The 14,211-nt window shown below is 60.5% G+C and carries 15 protein-coding genes and 1 pseudogene; 10 read left to right on the forward strand and 6 right to left on the reverse strand.

The window, feature by feature from the left end; translation table 11 throughout:
- The 6 genes from ptsN to lptC all read right to left on the reverse strand — a co-directional run.
- Positions 1-421 (reverse strand): PTS IIA-like nitrogen regulatory protein PtsN (ptsN, locus tag QZ638_RS17280; protein WP_295813080.1); only part of this gene is annotated, 421 nt, incomplete at its 3' end.
- A gap of 68 nt (positions 422-489) precedes the next feature.
- A complete protein-coding gene (gene raiA / locus QZ638_RS17285; RefSeq protein WP_295813082.1) occupies positions 490-1,065 on the reverse strand; it encodes a ribosome-associated translation inhibitor RaiA in 576 nt (191 codons plus the stop codon).
- A gap of 223 nt (positions 1,066-1,288) precedes the next feature.
- The gene (gene rpoN / locus QZ638_RS17290; RefSeq protein WP_295813084.1) at positions 1,289-2,782 is read right to left on the reverse strand and encodes an RNA polymerase factor sigma-54; all 1,494 of its coding nucleotides are present in this window, start codon (positions 2,780-2,782) and stop codon (positions 1,289-1,291) included.
- A 96-nt stretch (positions 2,783-2,878) separates the two neighbouring features.
- A complete protein-coding gene (lptB, locus tag QZ638_RS17295; RefSeq protein WP_295813109.1) occupies positions 2,879-3,613 on the reverse strand; it encodes an LPS export ABC transporter ATP-binding protein in 735 nt (244 codons plus the stop codon).
- A gap of 75 nt (positions 3,614-3,688) precedes the next feature.
- Positions 3,689-4,246, reverse strand: coding sequence for an LptA/OstA family protein (locus tag QZ638_RS17300; protein WP_295813087.1), 558 nt, complete (start codon positions 4,244-4,246; stop codon positions 3,689-3,691).
- A 74-nt stretch (positions 4,247-4,320) separates the two neighbouring features.
- Positions 4,321-5,025 carry an LPS export ABC transporter periplasmic protein LptC gene (gene lptC / locus QZ638_RS17305; protein ID WP_295813089.1) on the reverse strand — a complete coding sequence of 235 codons (705 nt, stop codon included), beginning with the start codon at positions 5,023-5,025 and terminating at the stop codon, positions 4,321-4,323.
- A 365-nt stretch (positions 5,026-5,390) separates the two neighbouring features.
- Here lptC and sppA point away from each other — a divergent pair, with 365 nt between their 5' ends.
- From sppA to QZ638_RS17355, 10 genes and pseudogenes are all read left to right on the forward strand, one after another.
- Positions 5,391-6,353: a signal peptide peptidase SppA gene (gene sppA / locus QZ638_RS17310; protein WP_295813091.1), complete on the forward strand. Its 963-nt coding sequence runs from the start codon at positions 5,391-5,393 to the stop codon at positions 6,351-6,353.
- Between the two features lie 20 nt (positions 6,354-6,373).
- On the forward strand, positions 6,374-6,718 hold the full coding sequence (locus tag QZ638_RS17315) for an integration host factor subunit beta (protein ID WP_295813093.1): 345 nt from the start codon (positions 6,374-6,376) through the stop codon (positions 6,716-6,718).
- Positions 6,719-6,756: 38 nt separating this feature from the next.
- Positions 6,757-7,086 carry a LapA family protein gene (locus tag QZ638_RS17320; RefSeq protein WP_295813095.1) on the forward strand — a complete coding sequence of 110 codons (330 nt, stop codon included), beginning with the start codon at positions 6,757-6,759 and terminating at the stop codon, positions 7,084-7,086.
- Positions 7,087-7,110: 24 nt separating this feature from the next.
- Positions 7,111-8,073, forward strand: a complete 963-nt coding sequence (locus QZ638_RS17325; protein WP_295813098.1) for an ornithine cyclodeaminase family protein — start codon at positions 7,111-7,113, stop codon at positions 8,071-8,073.
- A gap of 69 nt (positions 8,074-8,142) precedes the next feature.
- The gene (locus QZ638_RS17330; RefSeq protein WP_295813100.1) at positions 8,143-9,171 is read left to right on the forward strand and encodes a class I SAM-dependent rRNA methyltransferase; all 1,029 of its coding nucleotides are present in this window, start codon (positions 8,143-8,145) and stop codon (positions 9,169-9,171) included.
- Positions 9,168-10,028: an RNA methyltransferase gene (locus tag QZ638_RS17335; protein WP_295813101.1), complete on the forward strand. Its 861-nt coding sequence runs from the start codon at positions 9,168-9,170 to the stop codon at positions 10,026-10,028. Before QZ638_RS17330 ends, QZ638_RS17335 begins: the two co-directional genes overlap by 4 nt.
- On the forward strand, positions 10,025-10,522 hold the full coding sequence (lspA, locus tag QZ638_RS17340) for a signal peptidase II (RefSeq protein ID WP_295813103.1): 498 nt from the start codon (positions 10,025-10,027) through the stop codon (positions 10,520-10,522). The genes QZ638_RS17335 and lspA overlap by 4 nt, the downstream gene beginning before the upstream one ends.
- A 63-nt stretch (positions 10,523-10,585) precedes the next feature.
- Positions 10,586-11,578, forward strand: coding sequence for an MDR family oxidoreductase (locus QZ638_RS17345; protein ID WP_295813105.1), 993 nt, complete (start codon positions 10,586-10,588; stop codon positions 11,576-11,578).
- Positions 11,579-11,649: 71 nt separating this feature from the next.
- A complete protein-coding gene (locus tag QZ638_RS17350; RefSeq protein ID WP_295813106.1) occupies positions 11,650-13,938 on the forward strand; it encodes a PAS domain-containing hybrid sensor histidine kinase/response regulator in 2,289 nt (762 codons plus the stop codon).
- 97 nt (positions 13,939-14,035) lie between these two features.
- A pseudogene (locus tag QZ638_RS17355) lies at positions 14,036-14,211 on the forward strand (ornithine--acyl-ACP N-acyltransferase OlsB); the annotation flags it as partial.

Genomic DNA, 14,211 nt, shown 5'->3' on the forward strand with positions numbered 1-14,211 from the left:
GCGCCTCGGCATCGGACGTCGCGCGCAAATTGCCGATCCGCACGGGATCGCGAAGCACGCGGGCAATCCGCGACAATGCCTTGAGGTGGTCGGCGCCCGCACCTTCGGGCGCAAGAAGCAGGAAGACGAGATCGACAGGCTGGTCGTCGATTGCCTCGAAATCGACCGGGCTTTCCAAGCGTGCAAAAACGCCGGTAATGCGGTCGATGCCGGGCAGTTTGCCGTGTGGAATGGCGACACCATTGCCCACACCGGTGGAACCCAGGCGCTCCCGCTGCAGGATCGTGTCGAAGACTTCGCGCTCTGGCAGTCCAGTCACTCCGGCGGCCTTTTCGGCAAGAAGTTGCAGCAGTTGCTTCTTGGAATTGGCCTTCAATGCCGGGATCACGGCTTTCTGGTCGATCAGATCGCTGAGATCCATGTCTTGCATCCTCTGCTTTGTCCGTTCGCGGGCCACGCCAAATGGCCGGCGCTGAGGCTGGTGCGGAACTATGCGCTTGCTACAGCCGACGGGTCGATCCAGCCGATGTTTCCATCGGCGCGGCGATAGACAATGTTCACTTCGTTGTTTCCGGCATTGCGGAACACGAAAACAGGATTGTCCTTTGTGTCGAGCTCGATGACGGCGGAGGCTACAGACATTGTCTGCAGAGCCAGTTTCGATTCCGCGACCACAGTCGGCGCGTAATCTTCCGGAACCTCTTCTTCATCTTCTGCCACCGGCGCCATGACACGGTAAGCGATGTCCATCGGATCGACATTCTGACCGTTGTTATGGGACTTCAAGCGGCGCTTGTAACGGCGCAAGCGCTTTTCGATGCGCTCTGCGGCGGCGTCGAAGGCGGATTGCGGTTCCTGCGCCTGGCCGGTTCCCTGCAACACCATGCCCGTGTCGAGATGGAGCATACAATCGGCGGCAAAACGAGAACCCGACTTTTCAACCGTCACGCGACCGGCAAAGCCACCATCGAAGTACTTATCGACAGCTTCACCGATCCGCTCCTCGATACGCGAGCGAAATGCCTCGCCGATGTCCATATGCTTTCCGGAAATACGTAAGCTCATCTGAAAACAGACCTTTCCTGATCAGACACCGAACGACTCGAGTTTATACGTGTGGCTTGCATGTACAAGGTGTCGCGGCGGATTGTGATTTCGGTTCGGCCGCGTTTCCCTTCTTCGATTGCTGGCACTGCGGACAAAAATCAGGGGCTCTCAAGCCCGGGTAGTCCATGCGGGCGGGCTTCTAGTGGCTTCCGCTGCCCTTGTCAATTCAATCGGTGGCCAATCATGGGCGACCGCTTGCCGCCGCCAGCATCTTCTTTTCGCGGCGTCGCTGCACCGAAGATGGAATATTGAGCGCTTCCCGGTACTTGGCCACCGTGCGACGGGCGATGTCGATGCCTTCCTTGCAAAGCATATCCACAAGCGCATCGTCGGAGAGAACGGAGGCCGGTTCCTCGGCCTCGATCAGCGCACGGATGCGGTCGCGCACGGATTCGGACGAGTGGGCATCGCCGCCGGCGGCCGAAGCGAGTGCGGACGTGAAGAAGTAACGTAGCTCGAACGTGCCGCGTGGAGTCATCATGTATTTGTTGACGGTCACACGGCTGACGGTCGATTCATGCATGCCGATAGCCTCGGCCACCGTGCGCAGATTGAGTGGGCGCAGTTGGCTGACGCCGTGAACCAGGAAAGCGTCCTGTTGGCGTACGATCTCGGAAGCGACCTTGAGGATGGTTTTTGCTCTCTGGTCGAGGCTGCGGGCCAGCCAATTGGCGCTTTGCAGACACTCACTGAGGAACTGACGCTCGTTCTCGCGAGCCCGAGAGGATACCTCGGCATAATAAGGCTCGTTGACGAGAACCCGCGGCAGGGTTTCCGGATTAAGTTCCACTGTCCAACTCCCGTCGCCTGCAGCTTTGACGACAATGTCCGGCACGATCGGATCGGCGATCCCGCCGGAAAAGGCCATGCCGGGTTTGGGATCCAGCGCGCGGATCTCGGCAAGCATGTCGGCCAGGTCTTCCGCATCCACTCCACACAAACGCCCGAGTGTACGGAAGTCGCGTTTGGCCAGAAGGTCCAGATGCTCCACCATGGCTCTCATCGCCGGGTCGTAGCGATCCTGCGCAATCAGTTGCAAAGCAAGGCATTCGGCCAAATCACGGGCAAAGACACCTGGCGGGTCGAAGGTCTGGCATATGGACAGCGCTGCCGCGACGCTCTCGGCGTCGGCACCGATACGCGCAGCGATAGTGTCCGCACCGGCTGTGAGGTAACCTGCTTCGTCGAGGCCCTCGGCCAGTTCATGAGCGATCAACAATTGGGCCGGATCGGTGAAGGCAAGCGCGATCTGGCCGTTGATGTGGTCGCGCAGGGTCGGAACGGCGGCGGTGGTGCTTTCCAGATCGAAGGCGTTGACGCCGGCACTCTGCAGCCCGTTGCCACCTGCCGATTTCCATTGGGCCGAAAGATCGGAGCTTATGCGCTCCGGTGCTCCCGGATCGTCAGGAAACAGGTTTTCGAGCGAGGAATCGAGTTTGTTCGAGATGGATTCGGCGGTATTTTCGCGCGGTTTCGGGTCGTTCTGCCAGGTTTCGGTAGGTTCTTCCGAATTCTCTTCGCTGCGTTCCAGTAGCGGATTGCGCTCGATTTCGACATCGAGGAAATGCTCAAGCTCCATATGCGTCATCTGCAACAGTTTGATTGACTGCAGCAGTTGCGGCGTCATGACGAGCGACTGCGTCTGACGCAGATGGAGTTTTGGCGCAAGCACCATCAAGACGAGCCCCGATTGCGCCCGGCGGGACGTGCCGGGACAAAGCCAGATTCAATTGGCCCGACTTTTGCTTGTCAAGCTCAAAGCGTGGCGGCCCTAGAGCGTGAAGCTTTCGCCGAGATACAGGCGACGCACATCCGCATTGCCGACGATGTCGTTGGGTCGCCCATGCGTGAGCACCTGACCGGCGTGAATAATGTAGGCCCGGTCGATCAGCCCAAGGGTCTCGCGCACATTGTGGTCGGTGATTAGAACGCCGATCCCGCGCGCCGTCAGGTGGCGCACGAGTTGCTGGATATCGGTCACCGCGATTGGGTCAATGCCAGCGAACGGTTCGTCGAGGAGCATGAAATTCGGCCGGCTCGCCAATGCGCGAGCGATTTCCAACCGCCGTCGTTCACCGCCCGAAAGCGCGACTGAGGGAGATTTTCGCAGATGGCCGATATTAAACTCCTCGAGCAGTGCATCGAGATTCTTGTCGCGCTCCTTGCGGTTCGGTTCCACCACTTCGAGAATGGCGCGTATATTCTGCTCCACGGTCAGGCCGCGAAAGATGGAGGCTTCCTGCGGCAGGTAGCCGATGCCGAGCCGCGCGCGGCGATACATGGGCATGCCGGTCACGTCGTGGCCGTCGATGTGGATCGTACCCCGATCCACAGGCACGAGGCCCGTGACCATGTAAAAGCAAGTGGTTTTGCCGGCGCCGTTGGGTCCAAGAAGGCCCACGGCTTCGCCGGCCCGCACGCCGATCGATACGCCGCTGACTACCTGACGGCCCTTGTAAGCCTTGGTGAGACCGCGTGCGATAAGCGTGCCCTTGTAATTGGGCAGCTTGCCGTTGGCGGGATTGTCGGCAGCGGGCTGCTTGGGGGCCCGCTTCTTACGCAACTTGGAAATCAAAGCGGGTTACTGCCTGTTCTGAGAGCCTGGAGTCAGAAGCATCTTGACGCGCCCGCCCGAGCCACCACCGTCGCAGCCATCAAGTTCGGCCTGGCCGCTTTTCATTTGCACGGTCAGACGGCAGCCGACGATGACATTCTCGCCCTCCGACAGGACAACTTCTTTGCCGGAAAGAACCAGAACTTCGGTCGCCATGTCGAAGGTTGCACTGTCGCCGGTCGCGACCTGGTTCTCCGATTTCACATAGACGCTGCCATCCACTTCGAGCCGGTCAATATTGGCGCTGCCGGTGGCGGCCGAACCACCGTCTTTCAGATAGTAGACCTTCATCCGTCCGGCCTTGAGCAGGGTTGGTCCCTGAACAACCGACACATTGCCGGAAAACACCGCAACATTTTCGCTCTCGCGCACCTCGAGCCGTTCGCTTTCGATCTGGATGGGCTTGTCGCCTGAGAGCTGGAGGCCCGTCAGACGGCTCTGGGAATCCTGCGCAATGGCAACAGACGCCAGTCCCGCCAGAAGGAGCACGCCAGAGGCGAGCCTTGTGAAGCTTCCGATGCGCATTGGTGTTCCTCTCCGTTCCCTAAAGTGCCGTGCATCCGTCGAATACGGAAAGCCGTCGCTCCGGTGAATGTGGTTCAGTTTCCCACTGCCGGCGCTGTTTCGCGAATCCGTGACGGGTCGATTGTAACGCGAACGCGTTTATCGAATACAAACACTTTGCCACCGTTTTCCGCAGTGAAGGAATCGGCTGCAATCTTCGTCCCGTCAAGTTCGATTTCCACCGGTTTCGAGGAAGCAAGGCTGCTGTTCTCTATGTCGATTTCGGCGGAATCGAGCGTCGCGACGATACCCGAAGTGGTGCGCAGGGAAATCTTGCTGGTAATGTCCAGGCGATTGTTGTCGCGGTCGTAGACACCATCGTTTGCCTGGATCGTGGCGAAATTCTCGGCATCGACCGGCACATGGGCACGAATGCCTTCCAATTCGATCACATCCTTGCCGCCGAGCTTCTGACGTGCGCGCTCGGCCGTCATCTTGTAGGGGCGATCCTCATTGGTGAAACCGTTCAACTCGGGACTGGACATAACCAGCGAGCCACCCTCGATCGATGCGCTTGCAAGATCGACAGCACCGCGGGTTCCGGTGAACACGTAGGAATAGCCAACGAAGACGACAGTGATGACGATCGCGGCCGCAGGGAGAACACGTTTCAGCAGGCGCACGCGCTGCGAATGGCGCGAAGCCATCTCGAACGCTTCCGCACCGCGCTCGCTGTTGCGGATCGCCTGGCCGCGCCCGCCCCTGGCCGCGCCGGCGGTATTGTTATCAGGATTGCTCATACTGTTTTTCCGTGTGTTCCGCAGCCATTCACTCAGCCGCTCGGGCATGGCCCTTCCCGGATACGGCCGGTAGTGTTCCGCTCAGGAACGCACCTCCGTATGTCGGCGGAACACCGTCGCCGACCCCTAGCCAGCACTGCGTGGCCGGAAAACTCCAAGTCCTAAACTTGCCCCTTGCTTCCCAGTTTCACCCCAATATGGCTATTTTTGGATTAACGACAATGATTTAGGTGCAAGTTTCTTTGCTTTTGCGTCCATGGTGCGTGTTCGCCGGAGAAACTTGCACAAAGGCGGTGGCTCCGAACTGGGCTTTGCACTAAAAGGCGCTTGGTTTGGACCGAAATTCCGGTGAAAGCGAGGCTGTCATGTCCACTCGAGCGGATGAAATGATCGACCGTCGGCGACTGCGGCGCAAACTTACGTTCTGGCGTGTCGTGACCTTTGCCGTAATCGTGCTGGCGATCGCATTCGCAACGCGGCAGTTCATGAGCAGCGCGGTGAGCGTGTCCTCGAACCACATCGCCCAGGTGAAGATTTCCGGCACCATCTTCGAAGATGACGAATTGCTTGAGCGTCTCGAGCGTATTCGTGAGATGCCGTCGGTAAAGGGCGTGATACTCACCATCGATTCGCCCGGCGGCACCACGGCAGGCGGCGAGGCGATTTACGAGGAAGTTCGCCGTCTGGCCGGTGAGAAACCGGTGGCGGCGCAGGTCGGTACGCTGGCGGCCTCGGCCGGGTACATGATCGCCAGCGCCACGGACCATATCGTGGCGCGGCAATCCTCCATCGTCGGGTCCATTGGCGTCCTGTTCCAGTATCCTGACCTGAGCGGGTTGATGGACAAGCTTGGCGTAAAGCTGGAAGAAATCAAATCCTCACCGCTGAAGGCAGAACCTTCGCCCTTCAAGCCGACGAGCGAAGAGGCACGCGCGATGATCCGGGCGATGATCGTCGACAGTTATGACTGGTTCGTCGATCTGGTGACGGAGCGTCGCCCGCTGTCACGTGAAGAAGTCATGAAACTCGCCGACGGTTCGGTCTTCACAGGCCGTCAGGCGCTTGAGAACAAGCTGGTGGACGCGCTCGGCGGGGAGCGCGAAGCGAGAGCTTGGCTGGTTTCGAAGGGCCTCAGTGACGATCTCGCTGTGGTCGAGTGGAAGAAGCGCGAAAGCGCCGGCAGCTTGTTCCTGCCCGAGATCGCCTCCCGTTTTCTCGGCGTGCCTGATGGCGGTGCCGACATACTGCGCGAACTTGGCGCCGACCGCATCTTCCTTGACGGTCTGCTGTCGGTCTGGCAACCTGAAACGAAAAGGTTGTCTCACTAAAAAAACAAACAAAATCATCTTTGTGCAGAGACGACCGGGCGACAAACAGGCCAAATCAGCGGCGGAAAGAATCCATGATCAAATCAGAGCTCGTGCAGACGATTGCCAACCGCAACCCGCATCTCTATCTCCGTGACGTGGAAAACATCGTCAATGCGATCTTCGAAGAAATCTCGGAAGCGCTTGCGGACGGGAATCGTGTCGAATTAAGAGGTTTCGGTGCGTTCTCGGTAAAAAATCGCCCGGCCCGCACGGGCCGAAATCCGCGCACGGGCGAATCCGTAGAGGTCGAGGAGAAATGGGTTCCCTTTTTCAAGACCGGCAAGGAACTGCGTGAGCGATTGAATGCGGAGAAGGATCGGTAAGTCTTTTCCGAAACGTCTCCAGATAACAGTGGGTTGAAATGGCCAACCGCATCATTCTCGTACTCGTTCTTGTGCCGTTGGCAGTGATCATAATAGCGCTGGCAGTCGCCAACCGCGCCATGATTCCTTTCACGATCGACCCATTCAACCCCGGCAATCCCGCCCTCACGGTCCAATGGCCATTGTTTACGTATCTTTTCGCCTCCGCTGCGCTCGGCATGGTGGTCGGCAGTCTCGCAACCTGGCTTCGTCAGGGGCGATACCGCCGCGATGCGCGCGAACGCAGGAAAGAGGTCGACAAGCTGCGCGAGCGGGAAACCAAACCGGCCCCCAGCACCGCACCGCAGATCGCTCAGTCTTCTTCCTGAACCCTCCAGCCAGAAAGCCGGCCAATGCTGTCCATTTCCGCCGATCAAGTCGACGCTTGTCTGGAATACGCCGAACTGGTGCAGACGCTGGGCGAGGCGTTCAGGAAGGGTGCTGTTCAACCGGTACGGCATCATCATAATATCGAGCGTCACAACGCTACGGACAGCACACTGCTTCTCATGCCTGCCTGGAGCGATTTCTCCGGGAAAGCGGATGAAGAGAGCGGTTATATCGGCGTGAAAATCGCTGCCGTTTCGCCCGATAACAACGCCGTGGGTAAACCTGCGGTTATGGCCGTCTACCTTTTGATGGATGGCACCACGGGCGAGCCGCTGGCACTGATCGACGGCCAGCGTCTTACGGCCTGGCGCACGGCCTGCGCATCGGGCCTCGCGGCGTCTTATCTCGCGCGTGAGGACGCTTCCAGGCTTCTCGTGGTCGGGGCCGGCGCACTTTCGCCGATGCTGGCTCGCACGCATTCCGCGATCCGTCCGATCAATGATGTCAAAATATGGAACCGTTCCAGCGCCAATGCCCAAAAGGTTGTCGAAGCACTCAGGGCAGAAGGTATGAATGCCTCGGTGGCAGACGATCTCGACCAGGCTATCGGCGAGGCGGATATCGTCTCCTGCGCAACCTTGTCTACCGCTCCACTGGTAAAGGGCGCATTTTTGCGGCCCGGCGTTCATGTGGACCTGGTAGGGGCTTTTACGCCCGACATGCGCGAAAGCGACGACGAGGCAATGCGTCGTGCATCGGTTTTTGCAGACACGCGGGCAGGCGCGATCAAGGAAGCCGGTGATATCGTCCAGGCGATCCGCTCGGGCGCGTTACAGGAAGACGATATCAAGGCTGATTTCTATCAACTGACGCGCGGTGAGAAGCCAGGGCGGACAAGCGACGACGAAATCACCCTGTTCAAGTCGGTCGGCGCGGCCATCGAGGATTTGGCCGGCGGTATTGCTGTGTACGAAAAGCATCGTTGACGCTTTGTTGCCTGTGCCGCGCGCTTGTGGCAGAAGCGCGGAAATTGATGCCTATCGGCGGAGACCCGATTGAAGCCTGCGCGTGCCAAGCGCCGGAACGATGACCGGCGCAGCCAAAAAAAACAGACAGCGCCGCGCGATAAACCGCTGCGCCAACCCGAGACGATTGCGCGCCCCGCGCCCCCGCGCCGCCAAGGCGCGCTTCCGCACGAGCGGCTACCAGTTATCCTCGAGGTGCTGCCCAACGACGATTATGCGTTGCTCGATTCCGGCGCTGGGCGGAAGCTCGAACAATATGGGCCTTACCGTATCGTGCGGCCCGAAGGACAAGCGATCTGGCAGCCGGCGCTTGGCATTTCCGAGTGGAAGAATGCGGACGCCATCTTCACAGGCGATACGGACGAAGAGGGCATGGGCCGCTGGCGATTTCCCAAGGAACCGCTCGGTGAAACCTGGCCCATGCGCCATGACGGGATCGACTATGTTGGGCGTTTCACATCGTTCCGGCATGTCGGCGTTTTCCCGGAACAGGCGACCCACTGGTCCCATATGGAGGGGATGATACGGGAGGCGCGCCGCCCGGTAAAAGTGCTCAATCTTTTCGGCTATACCGGTCTGGCCACACTTGTTGCCGCCCGCGCCGGCGCGGAGGTGACTCATGTCGACGCCTCCAAGAAGGCAATCGGCTGGGCGCGGGAAAATCAGGAAATGGCCAGGCTCGGCGACAAGCCGATCCGCTGGATCTGCGAGGACGCGGTGAAGTTCGCCGAGCGTGAGGCACGACGCGGCAATGCCTACGATATCGTGCTGTTCGATCCGCCTGCCTACGGACGGGGTCCCAAGGGCGAAGTCTGGCAGCTTTTCGAGGACCTGCCTTATCTGACGGATCTTTGCCGTTCGATACTGACACCGAAGCCGCTTGCGGTGGTGCTGACGGCCTATTCGATCCGCGCCTCGTTCTTCGCCATCCATGCACTGATGCGCGATACGTTTGCCGGCGATGGCGGCCGGGTGGAATCGGGTGAACTCATCATTCGCGAGCAGTCGGTGGGTCGAGCCCTGTCGACGTCGCTGTTTTCGCGCTGGGTAGCGTCATGAGCGGACATGAAAACGAGCGGCGCAGGCCGGGGCAGGTGAAGGAAGTCACCAGCCTGACCAACCCGATCATCAAGGACATTCGCGCGCTGGCGCAAAAGAAGTATCGTGACCGCGAACATGCGTTCATTGCCGAGGGGCAGAAGCTCGTGATCGACGCGTTCGATGCCGGTTGGACGATCCGCACGTTGCTCTATGCCAAGGCGGGACGAGGCAATGAGGCGGTGGAACGCCTGGCCGCGCGTACAGTGGCCGCTGGCGGACTGGTGTTGATTGTCAGTGAAAAGGTGCTGTCCGCCGTTACCAAACGCGACAATCCACAAATGGTGGTGGGCGTTTTCGAGCAGAAGACGCAGAAACTCAATATGGTGACGCCGGCGGAAGGCGAAGTCTGGGTGGCGCTGGATCGGGTGCGCGATCCGGGAAATCTCGGTACGGTGCTCAGAACTGTGGACGCCGTTGGCGCCAAGGGCGTTATCCTCGTTGGCGATTGCACCGACCCGTTTTCCTTCGAGACTGTGCGGGCGACGATGGGCTCTATTTTTGCTGTGCCGATCGTGCGGGCGAGCCTGGAAGCGTTTCTCACCTGGCGGAAAGACTTTTCCGGCCATGTGGTCGGCACGCATCTCAAGGGCTCGGTCGACTATCGCGCCGTCGATTACAAGAAACATCCCGTGCTGCTTTTGATGGGCAACGAGCAACAGGGGCTGCCGGAGACGCTGGCGGAGCTTTGCGACACGCTGGTTCGTATTCCGCAGGCCGGACGGGCCGATTCACTCAACCTCGCCGTGGCGACGGGTGTGATGCTCTATGAGATCCGGCGCAACGCACTTCCGCTTCAGGAAAGGGTTGGCGCATGAGCGCGCGTGCTATCAGCTTCTACGGTGTCTTGATCGTGCTCTTCGCGCTGGCAGATCAATCGGTGAAGGAACTGGTCGAGACCATGATGCCGCTGCATGAGCGGATCGAACTCTTGCCGTTTCTGTCACTCCTGCACTCGCGCAACACGGGCATTGCCTTCTCCATGTTCTCCGGCATGAGCGATCTCGCGCTCAGTCTCGTTATGGCCGGGGTGATCCTGTTTATCGGTTATCTCGCGCTGCGGACGGGGGCGGGTCAGAAATGGGCCCGGTTCGGCTTTGCACTCATACTGGGTGGCGCTTTCGGCAATCTGGTCGACCGGCTGAGCCAGGGCTTCGTCACAGATTATATTTATTTTCACACGCCGGTCTGGTCGTTTGCGATCTTCAATCTGGCGGATGTGTTCATCACGGTTGGTGCGGGGCTCGTGATACTCGACGAGTTCCTCGACTGGCGACGCAACAGAGCGAGCGATAAAACGCACGCGGATTGACCTTGCGCGCCGAGCGCCGCAAAGTCTGCCATCATCGATGACCGCAATCAGTCGGAGTAAGTGATGACGGAGACGTTTCAAGCGGTTTTGATTTCGCGCGACGAGGACAAGAAGCAATCCGTCGAATGGGCGACGCTTTCCGAGGACGATCTTATGGAAGGTGACGTCACCGTCGCCGTGGAAGCGACTACGGTCAACTACAAGGACGGACTCGCCATTACCGGCAAAGCGCCGGTGGTGCGGCACTTTCCGCTCGTTCCCGGTATCGATTTCGCTGGTACGGTCACGAAATCCACCCACGCCGACTGGAAGGAAGGCGACAAGGTTGTCCTTAACGGCTGGGGCGTTGGCGAGACCCATCACGGCGCCTACGCCGAACGCGCGCGCGTGAATGGCGACTGGCTGGTTCCATTGCCGGACGGTATGAGCGCGACAGACGCGATGGCGGTGGGCACGGCGGGGTACACGGCTATGCTGTGCGTGATGGCTCTGGAGCGCCATGGAATTACGCCCGAGCGCGGTCCGGTGGTGGTGACGGGAGCGACCGGCGGTGTCGGCTCGGTTGCCGTTACGCTGCTCGCCGGGCAGGGGCATCACGTTATCGCCTCGACTGGCCGCGCCGCTGAGGCCGACTATCTGAAGCGGCTCGGTGCGGCGGAAATCATCGACCGTGAAGAGTTGTCCGGTCCGGCGCGCCCGCTTGGCAAGGAGCGTTGGGCCGGGGGTGTCGATGCGGTGGGGAGCCACACGCTCGCGAATGTGCTCTCCATGACTTCTTATGGCGGGGCGGTGGCGGCCTGCGGATTGGCGCAGGGCATGGATCTGCCGACAAGTGTCGCACCGTTCATTCTGCGCGGCGTGTCGCTGCTCGGAGTCGATTCGGTGATGGCGCCGAAGGCATTGCGGCTGGAAGCCTGGCAACGCATTGCCAGAGAACTCGACCATGCGAGGCTCGCTTCCATCTCCAATGTGATTGCCTTCAAGGATGTGCTCTCCGCCGCGCAGGACATTATGGATGGCACGGTGCGCGGACGGTTGGTCGTTGAAATGCCGTGACGATCGTTAAAATTCGAATGGACCGCCAAAAGCTTCTGTAATTCTCGTCGCGTACAGTCGCGACCATGAAAATGGCGGGGAAGCAGACAACCGATCCCAAGCCGGCAAAGAAGCTCGCATTGGAGACGCAGCCGCGCAAACGGATCCGCATCAAACCGCCGGCGCTTGCGCCGGTGACACTACCCGTACAGTCGCATTACGGAGAGATCGCGGTCGGACTGGCGATCCTTCTCATCGCCGGACTGAGTCATTTAACAGGCGCTGCGCCTCTAATCAGCCTGACATTGGTGGTTTTAGGCGGCGTTGCGCTGGCGGTGGCGTTTCGCGCCTCGACCGCGGATCGCCGCATGGTTTCGGTTGTGGCCGAAACGGAGGCTGTCAACCGCGGCGAACTCGAGGAACTGGCCGACCGGATGTGGGAGCTGCGCGAAAGCGAGGAGCGTTTTCACGGTCTGGTCGATGCGCTTGGGGATCTGATCGTCCACCGCGACCGCAGCGGGCGGATTGTCTATGTGAACCGTGTGTTCGCGGACCTTCTCGACCGCGACCCGTCGGCGCTGGTCGGACGAACGCTCAGTCAACTCGGGATCGATATCGGCCTTGTGCCGGATGCAGCTTTCACGGATGGAGAGTGTCTAAGCTCCACGGATGTGGCCATCCACACGCGCAGCGGCGTACGGTGGTATTCGTGGATCGAGCACTCGGTGCGCGACGACAAGGCGGATTCGGTCTCTCATCGTGCAATCGCGCGTGACATCACCGCCCGCAAGCGGGCCGAGACGGCGCTGATCAACGCCCGTGAACGCGCCGAACAGGCGAGCCGCGCGAAATCGAGCTTCCTGGCAACGGTGAGCCACGAGATCCGCACGCCGATGAACGGCATTATGGGCATGGCGACCCTGCTTGCCGATACCGAGCTAACGCCCGAGCAGCGTACCTATGTGGGGGCCGTCTCCACATCGGCCAGCGCGCTTGTGGCGTTGATCGAGGACCTGCTCGACTATTCGAAAATCGAGGCCGGGCGGATGGAACTGGAGCCGCAGAAGCTTTCGGTAAGCGAACTCGTGGAGAACGTGGTCGAACTTCTTGCCGCACGCGCGTTCGCGAAGGACATCGGTCTTGGCTGCTACATCGCGCCGGACGTGCCGCAGACGATCACGACCGATCCAGGACGTTTGCGCCAGGTGTTGCTCAACCTGTTGGGCAATGCGGTCAAGTTTACAGACGAAGGTGGTGTCACCGTGGCGGTCACGCGCGCCGAAAAGAAGGGTACGCCCGCGCTTCGCATTGCGGTCGCCGATTCCGGACCGGGTCTAGAAAAAGACGACATCAACCGCATTTTCAAGGATTTCGAACAGGTGGACGGCAGTTCCACACGCCGCCATGGCGGCGCCGGCCTGGGGCTCGCCATCACCAAGCGCATCATCGATGCGATGAACGGCTCGATCAGCGTGGCCAGCACGCCGGGCGACGGATCGGAATTCGCTCTGCTGCTGCCGCTTGGCGAGGAGCAGGACGAGCCCGAGCGGGTCGAGCCGATACTCGAGCATGTAAACGCCGTGGTGCTGTCGCCTTACACGCAGGAGGCCGAGAGCATTGCGATGACCGTGCGCGTTCACGGCGGTCGAGCGGCGATCGCAGCCAGCGCGGAGGATGCGGCGCGACTTGCTGACGAAGGCAGCGCCCCCTTCAACACCGTTCTGGTGGATGCGTCGCTGGAAAGTGACGATGGCGCTTTGATCACGCGGTTGCATGAGTTGGGCGTGGGCGGCGGTCGCGCGTTGACGCTGATCACGCCATCCGAACGCGGCCGACTGGCGGCGTTTCGCGCCAGCGGGTACGGCGCCTTTCTTGCGCGCCCGGTGCGATGCAACACGCTGGTGCGCCAGCTCTTGAGCGAACATGGTGAAATCGCCTGGCCGCCAGCGGGAACGCCCGCCCGCGGGCGCTCCGCCGACAATCCCGGGCGCCGAAAACACGGGCTCAACATACTGATCGCCGAAGACAACGAGATCAATGCAATGTTGGCGCGTGCTGCGCTCGGTAAGGCCGGCCACACGGTCAAGGTCGTCTCGAACGGTCGCGATGCGGTGGAAGCGGTGGGCCAGCCGGGCACGCGTTACGACGCCGTGTTGATGGATCTCCACATGCCGGTTATGGACGGTCTCGATGCGATCAATGCGATCCGCAGGCACGAGGAGGAAACCGGGCTGGCACCGCTGCCGATCCTCGTTCTAACTGCCGACGGACAGGAAGAAACGCGCCACGGAGTGCTCGCCCATGGCGCCAATGGCTTCGTGACGAAACCGCTCGACCCGGACGAACTTCTGACGGCTCTGGAACTGCACGCGGCGGCCTGACCGTCGGTTGCCGTTCACGGCGCGTGACGGTAGTGTCATAGTTCTGTCGCAAGCGGCCACTATTGCAGCGTTAACGCCATGCGGAGGAGAATCAGCAATGCAGGGCATCGCGCTGAACCGGACCCCTCTCGATGACCAGGCCGTTAGGCCACCACTCGTCAGCGATGCCGAGGACGCGCTTCTGGGCCGCATCGGTTCGCTCGAAGTGCGCCTTGCGCGCAACGAGGAGGAGATTGCCGCGGCCCAGAGCATTCGCTACCGGGTTTTCTACAA

It is taken from the genome of uncultured Nitratireductor sp. (genome assembly GCF_913053745.1).
Lineage (GTDB): Bacteria > Pseudomonadota > Alphaproteobacteria > Rhizobiales > Rhizobiaceae > Nitratireductor.